Annotated in this window: 25 protein-coding genes; 9 read left to right on the top strand and 16 right to left on the bottom strand. The window is 69.5% G+C overall.

Annotation, left to right across the window (positions count from 1 at the left end; translation table 11 throughout):
* Positions 1 to 58 precede the first annotated feature (58 nt).
* Complete coding sequence (locus tag VH571_RS12585) at positions 59 to 496, top strand: Lrp/AsnC family transcriptional regulator (RefSeq protein WP_055964454.1); 438 nt, start codon at positions 59 to 61, stop codon at positions 494 to 496.
* Between the two features lie 10 nt (positions 497 to 506).
* Here VH571_RS12585 and VH571_RS12580 read toward each other — a convergent pair whose 3' ends face one another.
* Complete coding sequence (locus VH571_RS12580; protein ID WP_423264872.1) at positions 507 to 4,148, bottom strand: proline dehydrogenase family protein; 3,642 nt, start codon at positions 4,146 to 4,148, stop codon at positions 507 to 509.
* 41 nt (positions 4,149 to 4,189) lie between these two features.
* Here VH571_RS12580 and VH571_RS12575 point away from each other — a divergent pair, with 41 nt between their 5' ends.
* A complete protein-coding gene (locus tag VH571_RS12575; protein WP_194601064.1) occupies positions 4,190 to 4,654 on the top strand; it encodes a MarR family winged helix-turn-helix transcriptional regulator in 465 nt (154 codons plus the stop codon).
* 37 nt (positions 4,655 to 4,691) lie between these two features.
* Here VH571_RS12575 and VH571_RS12570 read toward each other — a convergent pair whose 3' ends face one another.
* The 3 genes from VH571_RS12570 to VH571_RS12560 are packed head-to-tail and all read right to left on the bottom strand — an operon-like array spanning position 4,692 to position 7,021.
* A complete protein-coding gene (locus tag VH571_RS12570; RefSeq protein ID WP_423264871.1) occupies positions 4,692 to 5,666 on the bottom strand; it encodes a DNA-3-methyladenine glycosylase family protein in 975 nt (324 codons plus the stop codon).
* 9 nt (positions 5,667 to 5,675) lie between these two features.
* The gene (locus tag VH571_RS12565; RefSeq protein ID WP_423264870.1) at positions 5,676 to 6,353 is read right to left on the bottom strand and encodes a GntR family transcriptional regulator; all 678 of its coding nucleotides are present in this window, start codon (positions 6,351 to 6,353) and stop codon (positions 5,676 to 5,678) included.
* Positions 6,350 to 7,021, bottom strand: coding sequence for a GntR family transcriptional regulator (locus VH571_RS12560; protein WP_055964439.1), 672 nt, complete (start codon positions 7,019 to 7,021; stop codon positions 6,350 to 6,352). Before VH571_RS12560 ends, VH571_RS12565 begins: the two co-directional genes overlap by 4 nt.
* Before the next feature lie 87 nt (positions 7,022 to 7,108).
* Between VH571_RS12560 and VH571_RS12555 the strand changes: the two genes are divergently transcribed.
* Positions 7,109 to 7,984, top strand: a complete 876-nt coding sequence (locus VH571_RS12555) for a rhodanese-related sulfurtransferase (RefSeq protein ID WP_423264869.1) — start codon at positions 7,109 to 7,111, stop codon at positions 7,982 to 7,984.
* Positions 7,985 to 7,994: 10 nt separating this feature from the next.
* On the top strand, positions 7,995 to 8,483 hold the full coding sequence (locus VH571_RS12550; protein WP_055964433.1) for a pyridoxamine 5'-phosphate oxidase family protein: 489 nt from the start codon (positions 7,995 to 7,997) through the stop codon (positions 8,481 to 8,483).
* A 28-nt stretch (positions 8,484 to 8,511) separates the two neighbouring features.
* On the opposite strand, the gene VH571_RS12545 is transcribed toward VH571_RS12550, so the two are convergent.
* Positions 8,512 to 9,156 carry a hypothetical protein gene (locus VH571_RS12545; RefSeq protein WP_423264868.1) on the bottom strand — a complete coding sequence of 215 codons (645 nt, stop codon included), beginning with the start codon at positions 9,154 to 9,156 and terminating at the stop codon, positions 8,512 to 8,514.
* 85 nt (positions 9,157 to 9,241) lie between these two features.
* Between VH571_RS12545 and VH571_RS12540 the strand changes: the two genes are divergently transcribed.
* The 5 genes from VH571_RS12540 to VH571_RS12520 all read left to right on the top strand — a co-directional run bounded on the left by VH571_RS12540 (position 9,242) and on the right by VH571_RS12520 (position 13,757).
* A complete protein-coding gene (locus VH571_RS12540) occupies positions 9,242 to 10,267 on the top strand; it encodes a 6-phosphofructokinase (RefSeq protein ID WP_055965393.1) in 1,026 nt (341 codons plus the stop codon).
* 63 nt (positions 10,268 to 10,330) lie between these two features.
* Positions 10,331 to 11,323: an MDR family oxidoreductase gene (locus VH571_RS12535; protein ID WP_423264867.1), complete on the top strand. Its 993-nt coding sequence runs from the start codon at positions 10,331 to 10,333 to the stop codon at positions 11,321 to 11,323.
* Between the two features lie 194 nt (positions 11,324 to 11,517).
* Entirely contained in the window at positions 11,518 to 12,207 is a 690-nt protein-coding gene (locus tag VH571_RS12530) for a GntR family transcriptional regulator (RefSeq protein ID WP_228513897.1), read from the top strand.
* Positions 12,208 to 12,261: 54 nt separating this feature from the next.
* The gene (locus VH571_RS12525) at positions 12,262 to 12,963 is read left to right on the top strand and encodes a GntR family transcriptional regulator (RefSeq protein WP_423264866.1); all 702 of its coding nucleotides are present in this window, start codon (positions 12,262 to 12,264) and stop codon (positions 12,961 to 12,963) included.
* The gene (locus VH571_RS12520) at positions 12,960 to 13,757 is read left to right on the top strand and encodes an ABC transporter ATP-binding protein (protein WP_423264879.1); all 798 of its coding nucleotides are present in this window, start codon (positions 12,960 to 12,962) and stop codon (positions 13,755 to 13,757) included. Before VH571_RS12525 ends, VH571_RS12520 begins: the two co-directional genes overlap by 4 nt.
* A gap of 19 nt (positions 13,758 to 13,776) precedes the next feature.
* Here the strand turns inward: VH571_RS12520 and hemL are convergent, their stop codons facing one another.
* The 11 genes from hemL to hemE form a co-directional block, all read right to left on the bottom strand.
* On the bottom strand, positions 13,777 to 15,123 hold the full coding sequence (hemL, locus tag VH571_RS12515) for a glutamate-1-semialdehyde 2,1-aminomutase (protein WP_423264865.1): 1,347 nt from the start codon (positions 15,121 to 15,123) through the stop codon (positions 13,777 to 13,779).
* A complete protein-coding gene (hemB, locus tag VH571_RS12510) occupies positions 15,120 to 16,133 on the bottom strand; it encodes a porphobilinogen synthase (RefSeq protein WP_423264864.1) in 1,014 nt (337 codons plus the stop codon). The genes hemL and hemB overlap by 4 nt, the downstream gene beginning before the upstream one ends.
* Positions 16,133 to 16,957: a uroporphyrinogen-III synthase gene (locus VH571_RS12505; RefSeq protein ID WP_055964411.1), complete on the bottom strand. Its 825-nt coding sequence runs from the start codon at positions 16,955 to 16,957 to the stop codon at positions 16,133 to 16,135. The genes hemB and VH571_RS12505 overlap by 1 nt, the downstream gene beginning before the upstream one ends.
* Positions 16,954 to 17,919, bottom strand: coding sequence for a hydroxymethylbilane synthase (hemC, locus tag VH571_RS12500; protein ID WP_123939999.1), 966 nt, complete (start codon positions 17,917 to 17,919; stop codon positions 16,954 to 16,956). The genes VH571_RS12505 and hemC overlap by 4 nt, the downstream gene beginning before the upstream one ends.
* A 7-nt stretch (positions 17,920 to 17,926) precedes the next feature.
* Positions 17,927 to 19,138: a ferrochelatase gene (locus tag VH571_RS12495; RefSeq protein WP_423264878.1), complete on the bottom strand. Its 1,212-nt coding sequence runs from the start codon at positions 19,136 to 19,138 to the stop codon at positions 17,927 to 17,929.
* Positions 19,139 to 19,143: 5 nt separating this feature from the next.
* Positions 19,144 to 19,878, bottom strand: coding sequence for a hydrogen peroxide-dependent heme synthase (gene hemQ, locus VH571_RS12490; RefSeq protein WP_055964405.1), 735 nt, complete (start codon positions 19,876 to 19,878; stop codon positions 19,144 to 19,146).
* 84 nt (positions 19,879 to 19,962) lie between these two features.
* Positions 19,963 to 20,190 carry a DUF3618 domain-containing protein gene (locus tag VH571_RS12485; RefSeq protein WP_055964402.1) on the bottom strand — a complete coding sequence of 76 codons (228 nt, stop codon included), beginning with the start codon at positions 20,188 to 20,190 and terminating at the stop codon, positions 19,963 to 19,965.
* Positions 20,190 to 20,642 carry a phage holin family protein gene (locus tag VH571_RS12480; protein ID WP_055964399.1) on the bottom strand — a complete coding sequence of 151 codons (453 nt, stop codon included), beginning with the start codon at positions 20,640 to 20,642 and terminating at the stop codon, positions 20,190 to 20,192. The genes VH571_RS12485 and VH571_RS12480 overlap by 1 nt, the downstream gene beginning before the upstream one ends.
* Before the next feature lie 75 nt (positions 20,643 to 20,717).
* Positions 20,718 to 20,993: a hypothetical protein gene (locus tag VH571_RS12475; RefSeq protein WP_123940001.1), complete on the bottom strand. Its 276-nt coding sequence runs from the start codon at positions 20,991 to 20,993 to the stop codon at positions 20,718 to 20,720.
* Between the two features lie 112 nt (positions 20,994 to 21,105).
* Positions 21,106 to 22,488 (bottom strand): protoporphyrinogen/coproporphyrinogen oxidase, encoded by a 1,383-nt coding sequence (locus tag VH571_RS12470; RefSeq protein WP_423264863.1) that lies wholly within the window; start codon positions 22,486 to 22,488, stop codon positions 21,106 to 21,108.
* Positions 22,485 to 23,558: a uroporphyrinogen decarboxylase gene (hemE, locus tag VH571_RS12465; protein ID WP_423264862.1), complete on the bottom strand. Its 1,074-nt coding sequence runs from the start codon at positions 23,556 to 23,558 to the stop codon at positions 22,485 to 22,487. Before hemE ends, VH571_RS12470 begins: the two co-directional genes overlap by 4 nt.
* Between the last annotated feature and the right edge of the window lie 28 nt (positions 23,559 to 23,586).

Here is a 23,586-nt window from a genome sequence, read left to right as displayed (position 1 = left end):
CGCAACTTTCCTGCAGGATCCCCCGGCTCACGCAATAAAAGACCGGTACAGTCGCGACGTGGATAATCTCGACTTCAGCATCATCGACCTGCTCCGTCAGAACGCCCGCGCCGGCTACGGCGACATCGGCGCGGTGGTCGGCCTCAGCGCCTCGGCCGTCAAGCGGCGGGTGGATCGCATGGTCGGCGACGGGGTGATTCGCGGGTTCACCGTTCAGGTCGACCCGGCCGTCGACGGGTTGGCGACGGAGGCCTATGTCGAGTTGTTCTGCCGAGGAACGGTGTCGCCTGCAGAGTTGCAGCGGATCCTGAGCACTGTTCCCGAGGTCGTCGATGCCGGAACGGTGACGGGCAGCGCCGACGCGATCGTGCACATGCGGTCGCGCGACATTCCGTCGCTGGAGGGCGCGCTCGAGCGGGTGCGGAACGCGCCGAACGTCGATCACACGCGAAGCGCCATCGTGCTGTCGAAACTGATCAACCGGCAACCCGCCTAGCCGGCCCTGCCTAGAAGCGCAGTCGCTCCAAGGCCGGCACCGGATTGCCGAACCGGTGCGCAGTCAGCGAGATCGCCTGCTCCCGGAGGAACGGCAGCAGCTCGACCCGCCCCGCTTCGGTCACCTCGCCGGCGTAGATCGCGACATCGAGGCTGCCCTCGACCGCTCGCGCCAGCGCCGACGCGTCGCCCCCGATGAGGCGGATGCGGACTCCGCGGTACGTCGACGGGCCCGGGCCGTCGAGCCTCGACGACGGGTCTCGGGCCAGAAGTGCCGCTCGGTCGAGCGAGACGGTGTTCTGCATGCCGAGCTGAATCAGACCGGAGTCTCGGGTGGCCCGCTCGATCAGGGCGAGGTCGTCGTCGACGGGTTCGTCGGGTGCGCCCTGGAGGAGGCCCGCCGCGGCTCGCGCGAGCCAGAGCCCCTCGTTCTCGACGGTGATGTCGTCGACCCGCACCGGCGTCGAGTTGGATCGCAGCAGCTGCACGAGCGTCGACGGCAGGGGCTGGGCCGTACTGATGGTGAGGGCCGAACCCGAGACCGCCGCGGCGATGACGACGCGGACGAGGTCGGCCATTCGAGCACCCGTCGACAGCCGCACGATGACCGGCACCGGCAGGTACCTCAGCACGTTGCGCTCGACGCCGAGGGCGGAGACGTCGCTCGAGACGGCGAAGCGCTCACGCCAGGCCCGGAGGTCGGAGGCCGCGGCGGAGCGAACGAAGTCGAACTCTTCGAACGAGAGCACCGAGCGGGTGGCCTCGATGATCTCGACTCCGACGCCCGGAACCCCGTCGAGGCTGATCGACGTGGCCGGCTCGCGCGCGACGCGCTTCCAGTCGGTGAGAGCGGCCACGTGGTTCGGCCCCCCGGCTTTCGCCCCGGTGCCGACCGACGAGCGCTTCCAGCCGCCGAAGGGCTGCCGGCGAACGACGGCCCCGGTCGTGCCGCGATTGACGTACAGGTTGCCGGCCTGCACGCGGCTCGACCAGATCGCGATCTCGTCGGGGTCGAGCGACTGCAGACCGGCGGTGAGGCCGTACTCGACCGCGTTCTGCCACTCGATGGCCTGCTCGAGCGTCTCAGCGCGCATGATGCCGATCACGGGGCCGAAGTATTCGGTGAGGTGGAACTCGCTGCCCGCCCGGACACCCTCGCGGATGCCGGGGCTCCAGAGCACGCCGGTCTCGTCGAGAGATTTCGGGGCAAGGATCCAGGATTCGCCTGCCGACAGCACGCCGAGGCCTCGTGCGAGCTTGCCCTCCGGCGGGTCGATCAGCGGGCCCATCCTGGTCGTCGCCACGTCGGGGTAGCCGACCCGGATGCTCTCGACGGCGTCGATCAGCTGACGCCGGAAGCGGGCGCTCTCGCCCACGGAGCCGACGAGGATCACCAGGGAGGCCGCGGAGCACTTCTGGCCCGCATGCCCGAAGGCGCTCGAGACGATGTCGGCCACGGCGAGGTCGAGGTCGGCCGTCGGGGTGACCACGATCGCGTTCTTTCCGCTGGTCTCGGCGTTGACCGGCAGATCGGCCCGCCAGGAGCGGAAGGTGGCGGCGGTCTCGAAGGAGCCGGTGAGGAGAACCCGGTCGACGGCGGGGTGGGCGATGAGATCGCGACCGAGGGCCTCCTCGTCGAGGTCGACGAGGGCGAGCAGAGAACGGGGCACGCCCGCCTTCCAGAGGATCTCGGCGACGACGGCCGCGGAGCGATGAGCCTGGGGTGCCGGCTTCAGGATCACCCCGCTCCCGGCCGCGAGGGCAGCGAGGACCCCGCCCACCGGGATCGAGACCGGGAAGTTCCAGGGCGGCGCGACCACGGTGACCCGCGGCGGGACGGCGATCGCGCCGTCGACGAGGTCGAGTTCGCGAGCCAGCTCGGCGTAGTAGTGGGCGAAGTCGATCGCCTCGGTGACTTCGGGGTCGCCCTCCGCCATCGTCTTGCCGGTCTCGCTCGCCATGACCTCGATCAACTCGGCGCGGTGGGCTGCCAGGGCCATTCCGGCCAGGTCGAGCAGCTCGGCGCGCGTCGACCCGTCTTCGCGGCCCCACTTCACCCCGGCCTCGGCCACGCGCGCAATGATCCCTTCGAGGGCGCTGGCGTCGTCAATCCAGGACTCGTCGATCGTCTCGACTCCGAGCTCGGAGGTGCCGGCGCGACGGAGGAGGCGTCGGGCCCAAGTGCGATTGGCCTCGAGCGAGGCGTCGGTGTCGCTGCTGTTCGAGAATCCGCCGGTCGTCAGCGCCGCCGGAGCCGTCTCGGAGGCGAGTCGCCGCGAGCGGTCTTGACGACGATTCGGCCGTGGCACCCGGTCGTCGAGCGCCTCGAGCGAGGCGAGGAAGCGCGATTTCTCCCGGTCGAAGACCTCCTGGTCGGTTGCCAGGTCGAAGGCCCCCGAGAGGAAGTTGTCGGGTGACGCGCTCTCTTCGAGGCGCCGCACCAGGTAGCTGATGGCGGAGTCGAACTCGCGCGGGTGGACGACGGGCGTGTAGAGCAGGAGCTCCCCCACGTCGGCTCGGACGGCGGCAGCCTGAGCCGTCGTCATGCCGAGCAGCATCTCGAAGTCGACGCGGTTCGTCACCATGCGCGCTTTGGCGAGGTTCCAGGCGTAGGCGACGTCGAAGAGGTTGTGCCCCGCGACGCCGATCTTGACGACGGCCGCGTTGTCGAACGTCAGCGCCCAGTTGAGCAGGCGCTTGTAGTTGGTGTCGGTCTCGACCTTCGACGACCAGGTCGCGAGCGGCCAGCCGTGCACCGCGGCGTCGACCCGCTCCATCGCGAGGTTCGCCCCCTTGACTATCCTGACTTTGATCGGGGCCCCGCCGCGTGAGACCCGACTGCGCGACCAGTCGGTCAGCAGCTGGAGAGAGGCGAGGGCATCGGGCAGGTAGGCCTGGAGCACGATACCGGCCTCGAGGCCGAGCATCTCGGGGCTGTCGAGGATCCTGGTGAAGACATCGATGGTGAGATCGAGGTCGTGGTACTCCTCCATGTCGAGGTTGATGAACTTCGGCGTGGGTGACGCCACGGCGAGCTCGTAGAGCGGCCGGAGGCGATCGACGAGGCGGTCGCTCGTCTCTTCGAACGCCCAGAGCGAGAGCTGGCTGGCGACGGCGCTGACCTTGATCGACACGTAGTCGACGTCGTCGCGCTCGAGGAGATCGCGGGTGCCCTGGAGGCGGCGATCCGCCTCGGCCTCGCCGAGCACGGCCTCGCCGAGGAGGTTGAGGTTCAGCCGCGACCCGTCGGCCCGCAGCTTCGTGAGCGCGGAGCCGAGCCTCGACGGTGTCGCATCGACGATCAGGTGCTCGACCATCTTGCGAAGGGCCCGCCGGGCCAACGGCACGGTCGGCCAGGCGGCGCCGGATGCGAGACCGCCACCCGCCGAGAACGCCGCGCGGAGGTGCCAGGGCAAGAACTTCGGGATCGAGTGGCTCAGCTCTTCGAGACTGCGGGCAGCCACGGTGAGGTCTTCGGGGCGCACGACTCGGTCGACGAAATCGAGGGTGAAATCGAGGCCCTCGCGATTGCGCAGCACGCCGGCGAGCCGAGCCGCCGACGGGTCGATCTTGACCTCGGACGACGCCTCGAGCCAGCGCCGAACGGTCTCGACGGTCTCGGAGGCGAGGTCAGTGGTGCGCACGTCGGACATGATTCGAGGATATGCCGCACCCCCGTCCCTACACTGGGCGAATGGCCGAGGGATTGACGGAAGACGACTGGGCCGTCTGGGACGCCTTCTACTCGATGCGCCGCCGCCTCGATCGAGCCCTCGAAGTGCAGCTGCACGAAGAGAGCGGGGTCTCGGCTCCCGAATACGAGATGCTCGTCGGCCTGGGCCGCTCCCGTGACCGCCGGCTCCGAGTACGCGACATCGCCGAGCAGATCGGCTGGGAGAAGAGTCGCGTCAGCCATCAGGTCACCAGGATGGAGAGGCGTGGGTTCGTCCGCCGAAGCGACTGCGATTCGGATGGCCGCGGCACCTGGGTGGAGCTGACCGCCGACGGCAGACGCGCGATGCTGGAGGCGAGCCGCGGCCACAACGAGGCGATCAAGCGCTACTTCGTCGACCTGCTGGGCGATGACGCCGATCGGCTGTCTGCGTTCTCGGAGCGGGTGCTCGGAGCGCTCCGGGCGGAGTCTGACCCCCGGCCTTAGGTGTGCACCGCACCGTGCCCCGAGCGCTGACTCGAACTCAGTGTCCGCGGTGATCCTGGATCGTCATGCGCGGTCCGAACCTCGGCTTGCGGAAGCCGCTCACCCCGATGAGTCGCATCACCCTCTCGCGATTGCCCCGCCACGGTTCGAGGAGCTCGAGCATGCCGTCGTCGTCGACCGGCTTTCCGATCAGCGCCCAACCGACCAGGGCCGGGAGGTGGTAATCGCCGACACTCGGTGAATCGGGGTCGCCGTGAGCCCGCTGGCTCGTCTCGGCGGCGGTCCAGATGCCGACGCCGACGACGCTCCGCAGCCTTTGCTGCACCTCGTCGCCGCCTCGGCCGAGCGCGAGAGTGCGCTCGAGGCCCGGCGCGACCGCGCACACCCGCATGATGGTCGCCGATCGTTGCGGGCCGACCCCGGCACGGTGCCACTCCCAGCTCGGGATCGACTTGAAGGTCGAGGCGTCGGGCGGCACCATCAGCTCCGACAGGCCCGGCACGGTGGCAACCGGCCCCGGCGCAGCCTCGCCGAAGCGGCGGACGAGATAGCGCCAGGCACCCCAGGCCTCCCGGCTCGTCACCTTCTGCTCGAGGATGGCCGGAACGAGCATCTGCAGCACCTGATTGGTGCGAGTGAGCCGAAGGCCCGGGTTTCGTCGCCAGGCGTCGGCGAGGAACGAGTTGGCCGCGACGTCGAGCGACGACCAGTCGTCGCCGTGGCCGAGGAGATCGGGGACCGCGCCGATCACCCAGTCGGCACCCGCGCCCCAAGCAACCGCTTCGACGCTGGATGAGCGTGCCGTCAGCCGGAGCGTGGCGGCGCCCAGCGGGGTTCGGACACCGCGCCAGACCGAGCCGTCGACCACGCGGAAGGTCGGATCGCCGGCGCCCCGAGAGAGCGAACGCACGGTCTGGCCGAGATGAACCGGATCGCGGGGCGCGTACACGGTGCGGACTTCGCGAACCGGCTCACCGCCCGGGGCGGACCCCGGAGCGGTGATCGTCGACATGGCAGAAGGTTAACCGCTGCCACCGACGCGCACGATCCGCCAGGAGAACCGCTCGCGAAGCACGTCGGCCACGACGCGGCCGTCGCGCCGATCGGCTGCGGCGAGCAGAGCCTCCGCCCAGGCTGTCAGCTCGGCCCCGTCGCCGAAGGCGCGCAGGCTCGAGAAGGAGAACGCCAACCGGACGCGGATCTCGAAGAGCAGGTCGAGCAACAGGGGGTTGCCCGTCCGGTGGGCGAAGAACGAGACCGCCTCGTCGACGAGGGCGAGATCGGCGCGCGACCACGCGTGCTCGCCCTGCCGCGCCGCGAGCTCGGTTACCCGGCCGAAGCACCGGTGGAGTTCGGCGAGGTCGTCGTCGCCGAGACCGGGAACGACCGCCTCTGCCACCCAGGCGTGCAGGGCGGCATACAGCTGCAGCGTTTCGAGCAGCGACGACCGCGTCGGAACAGCGACCCGCGTGAACCGGTTCGGGGCCATCTCGACCAGCCCGACCTCGGCGAGGCGCTCGAGGGCGGTGCGGATGGGTGTGCGCGAGACCCCGAGCCACTGGATCAGCTCATCGTCGTGCAGGCGCTCCCCGGCCACGAGGGTGCCGTTCAGGATGGCCACGAGAAGGCTCCGCCGCGCGCCGTCGCTGAGCAGCTCGCGGGTGCGTGCCGAGGGCGCAGCCCCGGGGACGGGGCTCACGCGGTCACTCCGCAGAGCCGCCGACCCGTGGATTGCACGTGACGGATCGCCTCCCCGGCCGCCGCGGAGTCGCGCGCCTCGACTGCCTCGTCGAGCCGTTCGAAGACGCTCTCGAGCAGGAGCTTGTCCATGGAATCGCCCTGCAGTGACATCTGGAACCGGAGCGCGGCCCCGATCCGCACGACCAGAACGCGGAGGAGCTCGTTGTCGGAGTGCTCGCTGAAGAAGAACATCGCGCGGCGCATGTGTTCGACCGCCTCCTCGGCGCGGGAGCCGTCGTGCTCTCGACAGGCCCGGGCCGCTTCGGCCAGCAGCTCGCGGCACTCGAGAGCGCTCGTCTCGTCGAGGGTCTCGATGGTGAGGCGGGTCGCGAGCTCCCAGAAGGCGCACATCACCTGGAGGAGCTCGGGGATCCGGCCGGGCGCCGCGGGGCTCACCCGGGTGAAGCGGTTGGGTCGGCTCTCGATCAGGTTCATCTCGACGAGACGGTCGATGGCCAGACGGATAGGGGTGCGCGAGACTCCCAGCCACTCCTGCAGTTCGACGTCGCGGATTCGCTCACCCGGTTGGAGTGTTCCGTCGAGGATCGCCTGGAACAGACGGTCGAAGACCTCGTCTTTTCGGAGTCTCCGATGAAAATCGACTGTTGGGCGTGATGGTATCGGCATCGGGCTCCCTAACTGCTCGAATGGATGGAGAATACACATGTCACACACTACTCCAGGCGGGGAGAACGGCATGGCTAGACTCCTGCAGTGGCAACCCCGAAGATCCTGTTGTTCTACGTGTTCACCCCCCTCCCCGACCCGGCGGCGATTCGGTTGTGGCAGCGCGACCTGTGCGAGCTCCTTGGGCTGACCGGGCGCATCGTCATCTCTCGTCAGGGCATCAACGGCACGGTGGGCGGCGATCTGCCGAACGTCAAGCGCTACCTCCGCAAGACGCGTGAGTACGCACCGTTCCGCGACGCCGACGTCAAGTGGAGCGAGGGCCACGGCGACGACTTTCCTCGACTCAGCGTGAAGGTCCGTGACGAGATCGTCAGCTTCGGCGCTCCCGGCGAGCTCGAGGTCGACAGCAGCGGGGTGGTCGGAGGCGGGGTGCGACTGAGCCCGGAGGAGCTGCACGCCCTCGTCGCCGAGAAAGACGTGACCTTCTTCGACGGACGCAACGAATTCGAGGCGAGGATCGGTCGATTCCGGGATGCCGTCGTGCCCGACGTCCAGAACACGCGCGAGTTCGTGACCGAAATCGACTCGGGCCGCTACGACCACCTCAAAGACGAGCCGATCGTCACCTACTGCACCGGTGGCGTGCGCTGCGAAGTCCTCTCCTCGCTCCTGATCGATCGCGGGTTCCGCGAGGTGTATCAGCTCGACGGAGGCATCGTCCGCTACGGCGAGCGCTTCGGCGACGACGGCCTCTGGGAGGGCGCGCTCACCGTGTTCGACGGACGGGAGAAGGTCGAGTTCAGCGACCACGCGAAGGTCCTCGGATCCTGCGTTCTCTGTGGCACCCCCTCCTCGCACCTCCAGAACTGCTCCGACCCGTCGTGCCGGGTGCGGCTCGTCGTCTGCGACGAGCACTCGCCTGAGGCTCCGCTGTGCGAGGTGCACGCACCCCGGGCGTAGCGTCCGACGCATGACTGCCACCGCTGAAGAACTCCAGACCGTCTCCGATGTGCTCGACAAGGCGCGCATCGGCTTGCTCACCACCGTCGACGCCGAGAAGCACCTCGTCAGCCGCCCCCTGGCCCTCATCGACCGTCCGTTCGACGGCGACGTCTGGTTCTTCGTCGCGAAAGACAGCCACAAGGTGCACGACATCGAGACCACCCCCGAGGTGAACGTTGCTGTCGACACGTCGAAGGGCTGGCTGTCGATCTCGGGCACGGCGTCGCTGACACAGGACTCCGCGAAGATCGACGAGCTCTGGAACACCGGTGCCGAGGCCTGGTTCGATCAGGGCCGCGACGACCCGCAGGTCTCCCTGCTGCGTGTCGAGGCGCACACCATCGAGTCGTGGACGAGCACCGAGCCCAAGGCGATCACCCTCTTCAAGTACGCCAAGGCGGCCGCGACCGGCGGCCACCCCAAGAACGTCGGTGAGAACGAGACGATCTCGCTCTAGTAGCGGCGCCGTCTCGTCGTCGTAAGGACTAGCTGCAGGTCACGAGGTCGCCCGACGACGTGTAGTACTGCCCCGGGCCGACGAGCGAGCACTGCTGTGCCAGCTCGACCTCGTAGCGCACCCACGACAAGACGACCGAGCCGAACAGCAGCACGCTGAGGCTGGACACGATCACGCCGGCGATGCCGATGCCACCGGCGAGCCCGGCGGCTCGGGACTTCCGGATCGAGTGGACCCCGATGAAGAGCCCGATGATGCCGAAGAAGATCCCGACGGCGATCGAGGCGATTCCGGTCGACCGACCGGGGTCGACCTCGACCGGCATCCAGTCGTACGCGGGAGTCTCGTAGAGCGGTTCGGCACCCTTCTCGCTCTCGAACTCGGCGAAGAGGTGCTCGCTCGACGGCGCCTCGCGCGAGGGCACCGACGAGTCGGGTGCTGGCGGTGCAGCCCAGTCGACGGGCGGCGCCACCGGCGGCGCGAACGGCAGCGGCTGGGGGGTCGTCTGCGCGACCGGCGGGAGCGCAGGATCCGACGCGGCCGGCTCCAGCTGACCGGCGAACTCCGGCAGCACGGGTGGCGGGCCCGGGGCACCGACGTGCTGCGTCTCGCCGCCGGGCGCACCGCGTCGGAAGCGCGTGAGGCGCGGATCGTTCTCTGCCGGAGGAGCCATTGCCTCGACCCTATTACGCCGGTGGGCCATGATGGAGCGAGTGCGGCCGGAACCCGGTGGCCGCGACGACCCACGGAGAGCAATGATGCGAATCGGAATCCTGACCAGTGGCGGCGACTGCCCCGGATTGAACGCGGTCATCCGTGGCGCAGTGCTCAAGGGGATCCAGATCCACGGGCAGGAGTTCGTGGGGTTCCGCGATGGCTGGCGGGGGGTCGTCGAGTCGGACATCGTGCCTCTCGGCCGCAAAGAGATCCAGGGCATCGCCAAGCAGGGCGGCACGATCCTCGGTACGAGCCGCACGAATCCCTTCGAGGGCAACGGCGGGGTCGAGCGGATCACCGAGAACCTCGAGCGGCGCGGCATCGACGCCCTGATCGCCATCGGCGGGGAGGGCACTCTCGCGGCGGCCAAGAGGCTGACCGACGCCGGTCTGAAGATCGTCGGCGTTCCCAAGACGGTCGACAACGATCTGGGCGCCACCGACTACACGTTCGGCTTCGACACGGCCGTCCAGATCGCCGTCGACGCGATGGATCGCCTCCGGACGACCGGGGAGTCGCACAGCCGCTGCATGGTCGCCGAGGTGATGGGTCGTCACGTCGGCTGGATCGCCCTGCACTCGGGCATGGCCGCCGGCGCGCACGCGATCCTGATCCCGGAGCAGAAGACCAGCGTCGAGCAGCTCGCCGAGTGGGTCCGCTCGGCGTACGACCGGGGACGGGCGCCGCTCGTCGTCGTCGCCGAGGGGTTCGTTCCCGACGAAGAAGACGACGCCCACTCCGAGCGCGGCCTCGATGCCTTCGGCCGACCGCGGCTCGGTGGCATCGGCGAGCGCCTCGCCCCGCTGATCGAAGAGCTGACCGGCATCGAGACGAGAGCCACGACCCTGGGGCACATCCAGCGCGGCGGCACGCCCTCGGCGTACGACCGGGTTCTCGCGACGCGCCTCGGAATGGCCGCCAGCGACTCGGTCGCCGAGGGGCGCTGGGGCCGCATGGTCGCCCTCCGCGGAACCGAGATCGAGCACGTCTCGTTCGAGGAGGCCCTCGGCACCCTGAAGGTGGTCCCGCAGAACCGCTACGACGAGGCCGCCATCCTCTTCGGCTAGGTCGGAGCCGCCGAGAGGCGGTGTGCCCGTCGTTATTCGACGCACCTGGCGTAGCGTCGAGCCATGACCCGCGCCGTAGTCGTCTCCGAGTCCGCACCAGCGAGCCTCCGGGAGGTCGACGACAGCTTCCTCCGGGGCGGCGGCGAACCGGCCCCGGGCGAGGTCACGATCGACGTCTCGTGGTCGAGCCTCAACTACAAAGACGGGATGGCGCTCGGGGGTGACCGCGGGGTCGCCAGGATCCTTCCGCTCATTCCCGGTATCGACCTGGTCGGCACCGTCGCTGCGGGCGATGCAGCCGGGCGCTTCGTCGCCGGACAGCAGGTGGTCCTCACCGGAGCGGGAATCGGCGAGACGCGCCACGGAGGTTTCGCCGAGCGGGCAATCGTCGATGCCGCGTCGCTGGTCGAGCTGCCCGAGGCCCTCACTCCTCGGCGTGCGGCGGCGATCGGCACGGCCGGTTTCACCGCGATGCTCAGCGTGCTGAAGCTCGAGCGCGACGTCGAGCCTGACGCGGGCGACATCCTGGTGACCGGGGCGGCGGGCGGTGTCGGCTCGATCGCGGTCGCCCTTCTGGCCCGCCTCGGCTACCGCGTGGTGGCGTGCACCGGTCGAGCCGAGCTGACGGACTACCTCCACGGTCTCGGAGCCGCTTCGGTTATCCCGCGGGAGTCGCTCGGCGAGCCCGGAAAACCCCTGCAGCGCGCGCTGTATGCCGGGGCGGTGGACTGCGTCGGCAGCACGACCCTCGCGAACGTCCTCGCGCAGACGAGATGGGGCGGGACGGTCACCGCCTGCGGCCTCGCTCAGGGTAGCGATCTGCCGACCACCGTGCTCCCGTTCATCCTCCGGGCCGTCTCGCTGGTCGGCATCAACTCGGTGGAGGCTCCACTGTCGCTTCGCCGAACCGCCTGGCAACGACTGTCCCGCGACCTCGACCCAGCCCTGCTCGACTCTGTGACGGAGGAGGCCTCGCTGGCCGAGGCCATCGATCTCGGACCTGAGATTCTCGGCGGACGCATTCGTGGTCGAACGGTGATCGACGTTCGTCGCTGACTCCGCCCAGAGCACGAGCGCGGTGGCTCGACAACCGGTCGCAATTATCCTAGAGTCTGAGATACTCGATACATTCAACTGCATGGAAGGTGAGGCATGCCCGCCCGCACCCGCTCCCGTGCAGCAGCAGTCAAGCCCGATTGACCGTCGGTCGTCCCCCGGCGACCACCGATTCGATGTACTAGGGAGCCCCGATGCCAGTCCCCCGCCCCACCCCGGAAAACCAGGAACCCCGCCGCCTCCTCCGCGACGTCGTCTACGACAAGATGTTCCTCGCCATCCTCGACGGCACCCTCGAACTCGGCGAACGCTTGAACGACGACGAGCTCGTCCGCTGGCTCGGCGTCTCCCGCACGCCCGTGCGCGAAGCCATCGCCAAACTGGCCGAACAAGGTCTCGTCGACATCGAGGCCAACCGGTACACGCGCGTCGTCGCCCCGAGCTTTGAACAGTTCACCGACACGATCCGGACGGGCTACGACCTCTGGTCGATCGTGATGAAGCGCGGCGTGCCGAACCTCACCGACGCCGACCGCACCTTCGTCGTCAACGCCCTCGGCCAGCGCGCCAAAGACCTCGCCGCCCACAAGCGCGAAGATCTCGCGACGCTCGACGCCTTCAACCTTCGAGTCGTGACCGCGGCGAACAGCCCCATGCTCTCGCGCCTCTGGGCGGCGACCGGGCCGCTGACCGCGCTGCTGTTCCAGCGGGCCGGCGCGAAAGACATCTTCCCGTTCGAGCCGGGCGCGACCTTCAGCAAAGAGCTCGCGAAGGCGATCAAGGCGAACGATGCCGACCGCGCCGCCGAGCTCGTCTCGAACCAGCCGGACAACTTCCACGAGTTCTACGAGGCCGTCCGCGAAAGCGGAATCTACCCCGCCTGACCGCGGCCCCCACCCTCCCCCCAGCCAGTCGGCCCTCCAGCCAGAAAGACACTCATGCCTGTTCCCGTACCCACTGCCGAGGCCCCCGCACCTCGCCGCCTCCTCCGCGACGTCGTCTTCGACAAGATGCTGGCCGCCATCGGCGACGGCACCCTCGAACTCGGCGAACGCCTCAACGACGACGAGCTCGTCCGCTGGCTCGGCGTCTCCCGCACCCCCGTGCGCGAAGCCATCGCCAAGCTCGCGGACTACGGTCTCGTCGACATCGAAGCCAACCGGTACACGCGCATCATCTCGCCCACGATGGATGACTTCGCTGACACGACGACGACGGCCTTCGACGTCTGGGGTATCGTCGCCCGACGCGGCATCCCGGCACTGACCTCGGCCCAGGCCAAAGAGGTCAAGACTCTCCTCAGCACTGTCGAGCGAGACAAGTCGGGCGCCCTCAAGCCCGATGCCCTGGTCAACTTCTCGCGGGCGATGTTCATCTTCGCGGCCGCCTCGAAGAGCCCCAGCCTCGAGCGTGTGCTCGAAACGGTGGGCGACCGCGCCACCCTGCTCTTCGGCATCGCCTCGCGCGACGTCGTCTTCAACATCTCCGGCACGCTGATGAAGGCGCTCGGCAAGGCCGTGGACGACCGCGATGGCAAGGCCGGCGCTAAGGCGTTCCTCGACACCATCGATGGAATGGGCGACTACGTCTCCTCGGTAGCGGCCGCCGGCGTGTTCCCGGCAGCGACCTCGAGCCGCTGACCTCCACCGTCGACCCGGGCGTCGTTCTGCAGCTGGACGACGTCCGGGTCACCCGAGCCGGGCGAGACCTGCTCGAGCACGTCGACCTGCGCGTCGGAGTCGGTGAGCACTGGGCGCTGATCGGCCCGAACGGAGCCGGCAAGACGACGCTCCTGACGCTGTGCGGCGCGCTCGGGCACCCGTCCGGCGGCACCGTCGCCGTCCTCGGGCGACAACTCGGCCGCGTCGAGCTCGCCGCCCTCCGCACGCGCATCGGCCATGTCGACCCGAGGCATCGCATGCTCGGAGACAACAGCGTCGGCGACGTCATCCTGACCGGCCTGACGGGATCGAGCGATCCCGTGCCCCGATGGCAGGCCTCCGCGGCCGAGCGACAACACGCCGTCGATCTCGCGGCGTCGGTCGGGCTGGGCGCGAGGGTGGACGCCCGGTGGAGCACGCTGTCACAGGGCGAGCGGGGTCGAGCCCTGATCGCCCGCGCGCTCGTGTCGGATCCTGCGCTCCTGCTCCTCGACGAGCCGGCGACCGGGCTCGACGTCGCGGCTCGCGAGCACCTTCTCGACACGGTCGACACCCTCCGCCATCGGCACCCGTCGATGGCGTCGGTGACCGTCACCCACCACCTCGAAGACCTTCCGGCGTCGACCACGCACGCGATGCTCCTGCGCGACGGACGGGTCTTCGCATCGGGAACCGCCGACGACGTACTCACCAGCGAGCTCGTGTCGGGTGCGTTCGACTTTCCGCTCTCGATCGAGCGCCGTGCCGGCCGCTGGGTCGCTCGACGCGCCTAACCCGCCCGGGCGACCCGGCTCAGCGGGGTGACGTGGCGGCGGCGGCAGCCTTCGCCGCGCCGGGAAGAGCCTCGAGGATCCGGCCGATCGCCGCATCATCATGCGCCGCCGTCAGGAACCACGCCTCGAACACCGACGGCGGGAGGTTTACGCCGGCGTCGAGCATGGCGTGGAAGAACGGCGGGTACCGGAAGGCCTCCTGCGCGCGGACGTCGTCGTAGTTCTTCGGGGCCGTGTCGCTGAAGGCGAACGAGAAGAGGTTGCCGGCGTGCTGCACCGTGTGGGCTACGCCCTCGCGCGAGAGCGCCGCGCTCGTCTCCCGCGAGACGATCTCGGCTGCGGCGTTCAACCGCTCGTAGACGGAGGCGTCGGCGAGCCGCAGCGTCGCGATGCCCGCGGCGACGGCCACCGGGTTGCCGCTGAGCGTTCCGGCCTGATACACCGGCCCGAGGGGTGCCAAGAAGTCCATGACCTCGGCGCGACCGCCGAGAGCCGCGAGAGGCATGCCGCCTCCGATCACCTTGCCGAACGTGATGAGGTCGGGCTCCCAGCCAGCGCCGTCGGGCACGACCTGAGAGGCCTCGAGGCCCCACCAGCCGGCGGGCCCGACCCGGAACCCGGTGAGGACCTCGTCGACGATGAGCAGTGCGCCGTTTCGACGCGTGATCTCAGACAGGGCGCGATTGAAGCCCCGCTCGGGTGCGAGCACACCCATGTTGGCCGCGGCGGACTCGACGATCACGGCGGCGATGCGCTCGGAGTGCTCGTCGAACACCTGACGGACGGCGTCGAGGTCGTTGTAGGGCAGCACGAGGGTCTGTGCCGCGGTCGCCTCGGTGATGCCCGCTGACCCGGGCAGGGCGAGAGTGGCGACACCCGAGCCCGCCTCGGCCAACAGCGAGTCGGAGTGGCCGTGGTAATGTCCGGCGAACTTCACGAGCAGGTCGCGGCCGGTGTAGCCGCGAGCCAGGCGGATGGCGGTCATCGTGGCCTCGGTGCCGGTCGACACCATGCGGATCTTGCCGATGGGTCGCTGGTCGCCGTGGCTCACCCGCTCGCGGACGATCTCGGCGAGCTCGGTCTCACCCGGTGTCGAGGCGCCGAAGCTGAGCCCGCGCGCGGCGGCCTCCTGCACGGCCTGGACAACCGCGGGGTGAGCGTGGCCGAGAATGGCGGGGCCCCACGACGCGACCAGGTCGACGTACTTCGTGCCCTCGGTGTCGGTCACGTAGGCGCCCTCGGCGCCGACGAGGAACCGCGGGGTGCCTCCGACCGACCCGTAGGCCCGGACGGGCGAGTTCACCCCGCCGGGAATCGACGCACGAGCCCGGGCGAACGATCGCTCGTTGGTGTTCTGCTGGCTCATCGGAGGTTCCTGCTCGCATCGCTTCGGCCGGTGAGGCGCTCGGCCAGGTCGACCGCCCAGTAGGTGAGGATCGCGTCGGCCCCGGCCCGCTTGATGCCGAGGACGCTCTCGTAGCTGGCGGCGTCGAGGTCGATCCAGCCGTTCGCGGCGGCGGCCTGGATCATCGAGTACTCGCCCGAGATCTGGTACGCCCACACCGGCACGTCGCTGGTCGCGGCGACGTCGGCCAGCACATCGAGGTAGCTCATCGCGGGCTTCACCATCACGATGTCGGCGCCCTCGTCGAGGTCGAGGGCGACCTCGCGGAGGCCCTCACGGCGGTTGCCGTTGTCCATCTGATAGGTGCGTCGGTCGCCGACGAGCGACGACTGGACAGCCTCGCGGAACGGGCCGTAGAACGCGCTGGCGTACTTCGCCGCGTAGGCGAGTACCGCCGTGTTGCCGAAGCCGTGAGCGTCGAGCGCATCGCGGATCGCCGCGACCTGGCCGTCCATCATCCCGCTCGGGGCGACCAACTCGGATCCTGACTCCGCCTGTACCACAGCCATCTCGCGGTACCGCTCGAGCGTCGCGTCGTTGTCGACGTAGCCGTGGGCGTCGAGCACTCCGCAGTGGCCGTGGTCGGTGAACTCGTCGAGGCACAGGTCGGTCTGGACGACGAGCGAGTCGCCCACCTCGGCGGCAGCGATTCGGGTGGCCACATTCAGGATCCCGTCGGGGTCGGTGGCACCCGAGCCCTGGGCGTCTTTCTTTTCGTCGAGAGGCACCCCGAACAGCATGACGCCGCCGATGCCCGCCTCAGCGGCGCGCTCCAGGGCCGGCTTGAGAGTGTCGAGCGAGTGGTGCGCGACGCCCGGCATGGAGGTGATCGGCGCGTCTTCGGTGATGCCCTCGCGGACGAACATCGGCAGGATCAGGTCGGCGGGGTGCAGGCGGGTCTCGGCGACCAGGCGGCGAAGGGCGGGGGTGGCCCGGAGGCGGCGGCCTCGGACCAGTGGGAACTGCGACATCAGATGCTTTCGGAATTCGGCGACCCGGGGGTCACCTGATCGGTGTGCTCGGGCCAGCCGGCCAGAGCGTTGTCGACGACGGCCTCGACGAGCGCCGGCGCGGAGCGAGTCTCGGCGATGACGTGGACGGGGAGCCCGGCGGCGCGCGCATCGAATGCGGTGCGCGGGCCGATGCACGCGACGAGCACGTCGCTCGGGAGCGGGGCGAGCTGCTCGGCGATCTGGCGGGCGACGCTGCCCGACGTCACGAGGATGACCCGGATGGAACCGTCGGCGACCTCGGCCTTGACGCTCGCGTCGATCGAGACCCCGACCGTGCGGTAGGCGGCAACGAACTCGGCGTCGAGGCCCCGCGCGGCGAGACCCTCGACGAGACGTGGCTCGGCGATCTCGGACTGCGGCACCAACACCCGGCCGACGATCTGGTCGGTCGGCCACTCCTTGACGAGCCCCCGCGCGGAGTTGTCGTTCTCGGGCACGAAGTCGACCCGGATCCCGGCCAGCGTCAGCGCGGCCGCCGTGGTCTCGCCGACAGCCGCCACCTTGGTCGTGGGCGCCGGGCGGATGCTGTTGCCGATCAGGACGTCGACCGTCGTGGCACTCGTCACCACCAGCCAGTCGTATTCGCCGGCCTCCAGCCGGAGCAGCGCGATCATCAGTTCGTGCTGATCGGCTGTCGGGGCGAAATTGATGAGTGGTGCGATCACGGGACTCGCGCCGTACGAGCGCAGGATGGCCGAGACGTTGTCACCCCACTTGCCTCCGCGGGGCACCAGCACCCGGACGCCGCGAAGCGGCTTGTCGCTGGCGCGGGTGTCGGTCATGCCGAGCCGCCCTGGTCAGTCACACTTCCGCGCGGCACGAGGTCGGCGGCGCCGTTCTCGAGCAGTTCGTCGACGACCCGCGACGAGACGTCGTGCACCTCGGCGAGCTGCGCCGCGAGGGTGCCTGGCTCGAGCGTGACTCCGTGCGAGGCAGTGAGACGCTCCGTGCCGTCGGGCCGGTAGACGCTCGCGCTCAGCAGCAGGAGGCCCGCGTCGATCACGGCCGAGGCGCCGATCGGCGCCGCGCACCCCGCTTCGAGGCCGGCGAGCACTTCGCGTTCGGCGGTGACGATCAGACGCGTCTCGCGGTGGTCGATGGCGCGAAGCCCGGCGGCGAGATCGGCGGCCTTCTCGCCCTCGCGGACTTCGAGCGCCAGCGCGCCCTGGCCCGGTGCGCTCGGCCAGAAGCCGAGGGGCATCAGTTCGGTGGCGACGTCGAGCCGCCCCAGGCGCGAGAGACCGGCGGCCGACAGGAGCACGGCGTCGAGGTCGTCGCCGACTCGGGAGAGCCGCGAGTCGACGTTGCCGCGGATGTCGACGACCTCGAGGTCGGAGCGTCGGGAGCGGATCTGGGCGACTCGGCGTGGCGACCCGGTGCCGACGCGGGCGCCGGCAGGGAGGGCGTCGAAGGTGAGGCCGTCGCGCGCGCAGAGGGCGTCTCGCGCATCCACGCGTTTGGGGATGGCGCCGAGAGTCAGCCCCGGGTACAGCGCGGTGGGAAGGTCTTTCAGCGAGTGCACGAGCAGGTCGCACTCGTCGGCGAGGAGCGCCTCTCGAAGGGCGCTGGCGAACACGCCGGTGCCGCCGAGGGTCGCCAGGGAGGCCTTCGAGGTGTCACCCTCGCTCGTGACGGTGACCAGTTCGACATCGCGGCCCGTGATCTGGGCCAGTCGGTCTTTGATCAGGGTCGACTGAGCGAGGGCCAGTGCCGACCCTCTTGTGCCGATTCGAAGTGCTGTCACGGCTGCCCTACGGAACCAGGCCGGAGACGGCCGGCTTGAAACCGAGGCGGACGTTCTCGCAGCAGCCGGGACGGCAGACGTCGTACCAGGGGCCGAGGTCGGTGAGGTGCGGGCGGTCGGCAGCGGGCACCCCATCACGGCGCTCGAGGACGAGGTCGACGAGACCGGTGACGTAGTTCGGGTCGATGCCGGGGGTCGGCGTTCGCACGGCCCAGAAGCCCTCTTCTTCGCACGACTCGAGCGCCTCGTTGTCGAGATCCCACATGACCTCCATGTGGTCGCTCACGAACCCGAGGGGCACGATGACGACGGCCTTTGTCGGGCCGCCGTTCAGGGCGTGGATCGCGTCGTTGATGTCGGGCTCGAGCCACGGCATGGAGGGCGGGCCCGAGCGCGACTGGAAGACGAGCTGCCACGGGACAGTCGTGTCTGACGGAAGCTCGAGAGCGGCCTCGGCTGCTGCCATGACCACTTCGGCGACGGCCCGGTGCTGAGCGGCGTACGCGCCGTCGCCGTCGAATCCGCGCGCCTCGGGGCCGGATTTCGCAGCGTCGGTGGAGGGAATCGAGTGCGTCGAGAACAGCACCTGGATCTCGGTGCCGAGGTCGATCCCCTCGATCTCGGTCTGCGCCTTCACCAGGGCGTCGCGGACGCCGTCGATGAAGGGCTGCACGAACCCGGGGTGGTCGAAGAACTGACGGACCTTGTCGATCTGCACGCGGTCGCGCAGGTCGGTGTCGTCGAGCGCCATCGCGAAGTCTTCGCGGTACTGCCGGCACGACGAATACGAGCTGTACGCGCTGGTTGCCACGGCGATCAGCTTCGTGAAGCCGCGATCCGCCGCCTCACGAACCGCGTCGGCCATGTAGGGATCCCAGTTGCGGTTTCCCCAGATCACGGGAAGGTCGATCTCGCGACGGGCGAGCTCGGCCTCGAGGGCCGCCTTCAACTCACGGTTGTGCTCGTTGATCGGGCTGACCCCGCCGAAGTGCCGGTAGTGGTGGGCGACCTCCTCGAGGCGCTCCTCCGGGATTCCGCGACCTCGGGTGACGTTGCGGAGAAAGGGGATGACGTCGTCCTGCCCCTCCGGTCCGCCGAAGCCGGCCAGGAGGATGGCGTCGTAGTCGGTGCCCTCGGTGACCCACTCGGGGCCGCTCTGGGCAGCCTTCGTGGCCGACGGGACCAACCCGCCGGGCGTCCCGATCTCGTTGTTCGTTATGTTGCTCAACTCAGAACCTCTGCGATAGCGGTGGTGGGGATTCGACGCCCCGTATAGAAGGGAACCTCTTCGCGCACGTGCATGCGCGCCTCGGTGTAGCGGAGATCGCGCATGAGGTCGACGAGCTGAACCAGCTCGGGGGCCTCGAGCGCGAGGATCCACTCGTAGTCGCCCAGGCTGAAGCTGGCGACGGTGTTGGTCAGGACAGCGCGGTGGGCGCCGCCCTTCATGCCGTGGTCGCGGAGCATCTGGTTGCGCTCCGCATCGGGCAGCAGGTACCACTCGTAGCTGCGGACAAAGGGGTAGACCGTGAGCCAGGTCTCGGGCTCTTTGCCACGCATGAAGGCGGGACTATGGTCTTTCGCGAACTCGGCCTCGCGGTGCATTCCGAGGGCGTTCCACGTCGGCAGCAGATTCTTCAGGAGGTTCGTGCGCACCAACTCGCGGTAACCGGCCTGGATGTCTTCGGGCACCTCGCCGTGCAACCAGATCATGAGGTCGCTATCGGCCTTGACGGCGCTGACGTCATAGAACCCCCGAACGACGACGCCCTTCGCGGCGAGACGCGAGACGGCCTCGTCGAGCTCGGCGGCATCGTCGACACCGGGTACGAGAGGCCGGGCGGGGTCACGCCGGAGAACCGCCCAGAGCGTATAGCCGAGACGTTCGGCGGGGGCTTCGGCGGGTGCGGGTGGGGTGGAGTGCTGCGTGCTCGCTGGCGCGTCGGCGCTGGAATTCATTCGTTTATCTTCCTCCGTTCGGCTGGGAGCCGCGAACCGCGACGCTCGCCGTCGAGTGACCGCGAAACCGGCCCGGGGAAGAGGTTAGCGACGCTTCAGCGCGATGAGCGCAATACCGCCCACGACCGCTGCGACGGTAGCCGCACCGGCGAGCCACGGCTTCGGGTCTTTGCCGAACGAGATCTTCGCCTCGTGTGCCTTGATGCCCAGCTGCTTGGGGATGTTGAGCTTCTCTTCGAGCTCGTTCAGTGTCGCCGCGAGGTCGGCACGGGTGCGGTCGATGCCGGCCCGGATCTCTTCGGTGCTGCTCATCAGGATCGTCCTCCCACGTCGGAGCGCGGAATTCGACCGACGCCCTTCACTGCCTTGATGTCGCTCTTGACGCTGTCGATCGTCTGCTTGGGCAGCGGCGGCAGGCCCTTCTTGATCTGCTTGTACGCCAAGAAGCCGAGGATCCCGGCGATCACCAGGAACAGCGCGGCGACCAGCAGCGCCGCCAGCCAGAGCGGCATCACCAGCGACAGCGCCGCGATGCCCGCGCCGATGAGGCAGAGGAGCATCAGGAACAGGAACAGCAGCGCGCCCACAGCGAGACCGGCTCCGATACCGAAGACCTTCGCCTTGTCGATCAGCTCCTTCTTCAGGAGCGCGATCTCTCCCTTGACCAGGTCGGTGACCAGCGTCGGGATGTCGGAGAGCAGGCCGAGCAGGGAGCGGTTCTTCTTGGCGTGCTTGATGGTGTCGGCGCGTGTCGACTCGGTCATGTGCTCCCTCTCAGGAAGTGCGGTGCGTCATGGTGCGGTACTTCAAAAAATCGGTTCCGCCGAGGCGGAGCGGCGTCAGCGGCGTGCGGCGGTGCTGGTCGTCTTGGGCTTCGACTGGATGCCCAGGATCTTCTTGACGCCCCACACGACGAGGTGGAACAGACCGGTGACGACGCGGGGCAGGATCTGACCGGCCGCGTCTTCGACCTTGACGACCTGCTTCTGCACGCCACGGCTGTTCCAGAACTTCGAGGCGCCGCTGGCGATCTGCTCGTAGCGCTGGTGGCCCGCCCTCGAACCCAGAACGTACCCGGCGGCCGCTCCCGCGACGAAAATCAGCTTGCCTCGCATGAAGCCTCCAAAAGTCAGGACTGCACGGAGAACACCGGCGCAGTGCTTCTAGGCTAGTCCGACCCGGGGGCCGTTCGCCGCACGAGTTCGCAACAGGGCCGGAAGCCCTCCGCTACACCTCCGGCGACAGGATCTCGGCGACCTTGAGTCGTGCGTCGGCGACCACGCCCGCGAGACCGCGACCGGCGACAGCACCGCCGACGCGCACCACTCCGGGAACCTCGCGCCCCGCCGATCCGGCCCCGCGGTAGGGGCCGTCCCATTCCACTCGCGCGAACCCCTCGACAGACGCCGGGTCGACCGACAGGCCGAGGATCCGCGACGCATCGTCGATCGCGAGCGACCGCAGTTCGTCGTCCGACGTCGCTCTCCCCACCGCCGGCGCGCTGTAGCTGAGCCGGAGCACGTGGCGCCCGTCCGCCCGCTCGGCCACCCAGTCCCACTTGACGGTGGCGTGGGTGAGGGCTTTCGCGCGGATTCCGGGCGCCCCCGGTGCCACCAGCACGCCCGTGCCACGGGGAGCCGCATCGAGCGCGGGGTCTCTCACGACGAGGGTCGCGAGCGTGATGAGGCCGGTCTCGCTGGCCGAGCCGGTGGATCCTTGGCTGGTGCCGTCGTCGAGGGCGCCGTCAAGCCGGGCCGCGTCGCGGCCGCCGAGGGCGACGACGACCGTGTCGGCAGCGAGCTGTTCGCCGGTGTCGAGAGTCACCGAGTGGGCTTCGTAGGCCGTGACGCGAGCGCCGAACCGGACCTCGACACCGTACATCTCGAGGTCGGCGGCGAGCTCGTCGACCAGTCGCACGATGCCGCCGCGGATCCCGCCGACGGCCGACCCCGCGGGTGACGCCTCGCGGAGTGCCCGGACCGCGCGGGCCAGGGAGTTCTCGTGGAGGAGTGCCTGGCGGAGCCCCGGTGCGACCCGGTCGACGTCGAGGTCGTCGGGGTGCGCCGAGTGGACGCCCTGAACCACGGGCGTGACCAGCTTGTCGAGCACCGCGCGACCCATGCGGCGCCGCACGAGCGGGCCGAGCTTCTGCTCTTTCGCCCCCACCGGGCCGGGCAGGAGGGAGTCCATCTCAGCGCGTAGGGCGGCGCCGGTGCCGATCACGTCGATCACGTCTTTGGCCATCGGCGTGCCCGGAATGCCGAGCAGCCCGGTCTTCGGCAGCTCGAACGCCGTGCCGTCGGGCTGGATGACCCAGGCTCCGCGCGGGTCGGGGTTCACGATCTCGTTGCCCAGCCCGAGCTGCGTGGCGAGGGTCTGGATCGCGTCGGTCTTCGTGGCGAAGCTCTCGGCGCCCGAGTCGAGGTCGATGCCCGCCACCGAGTGCCGCTGCACCTCGCCGCCGAGGCGCGCGGAGGCTTCGAGCAGCGTGACGCGCCGACCGGCCTTGCCGAGGTCGCGTGCGACGACGAGCCCGGCGACTCCGCCGCCGACGACGACCGCCGTCGCGTGTTCGCCGACGTCGGGCCTGAAGGGGGAGCCGGCGGTCACAGCGTGTGGGCCAGCTCGACGATGCGGGTGAGCACGCTCGGGTCGGTGTCGGGGTTCACACCGTGGCCGAGGTTGAGCACGTGGGCCGGAGCCGATTTTCCGCGCTGGACGATGTCACGGACGTGCGCCTCGAGCACCGGCCACGGCGCCTGCAGCAGCGCCGGATCGATGTTGCCCTGCACGACCGTGTCGCCTCCGAGACGTCGGGATGCCTCGTCGAGCGGGATCCTCCAGTCGACCCCCACCGCGTCGGTCCCGACATCGCGCATGGCCGCCAGGACCTCGCCCGAGCCGACACCGAAGTGGATGCGCGGCACCTCGAGCCCGTCGATGTGCGACATCGCCCGAGCCGAGTAGGGAGCCACGCGATCGACGTAGTCGCGAAGCGACAGCGATCCGACCCACGAGTCGAACAGCTGGCCGGCGCTCGCCCCCGCGAGGATCTGCGCCCGGAGGAACGCCCCCGTCACGTCGGCCGCCCAGGTCAGCAGGGCGTCCCAGGTCTCGGGGTCGGAGTGCATGAGCGTGCGGGCACGGATGTGGTCTTTCGACGGTCCGCCCTCGACGAGATAGGCCGCCAGCGTGAACGGGGCACCGGCGAAACCGATCAGGGGGGTTTCACCCAGCTCGGCCACCGTGCGGGCGACGCCCTCGGCGATCGGGGCGAGAGCGTCAGGATCCAGCGGGCGCAGCTTGGCGACATCGCTCGCGCTCCGGATCGGCTCGTCGAGCACGGGACCGCGTCCGGGAACGATCTCGACGCCCACCCCCGCCAGCTTGATCGGCACCACGATGTCGCTGAAGAAGATGCCCGCGTCGACTTTGTGCCGTCGTACCGGCTGCAGGGTGATCTCGCTGGACAGCGCAGGATCCAGGCAGGCGTCGAGCATCTTCGTGCCGACGCGCAGCTCGCGATACTCGGGCAGAGACCGCCCCGCCTGTCGCATGAACCACACCGGCAGAGTGTCGGGTCGATCGCCGCGGAGGGCGCGCACCAGAGGCGATCCGGCGGTCAAGCCGGAGGCGAGCGGGTGCGAGTCGGGGAGCGTCGGGCTGGCGGTCGTGTTCACGTGCTGAATTGTCGCACTTCGCCCTGGA

This window comes from Frondihabitans sp. 4ASC-45 (genome assembly GCF_049472575.1).
Taxonomy (GTDB): domain Bacteria; phylum Actinomycetota; class Actinomycetes; order Actinomycetales; family Microbacteriaceae; genus Frondihabitans.
The sequence above is the reverse complement of the archived record's forward strand: the minus strand, read 5'-3'. Positions and strand labels throughout refer to the sequence as shown.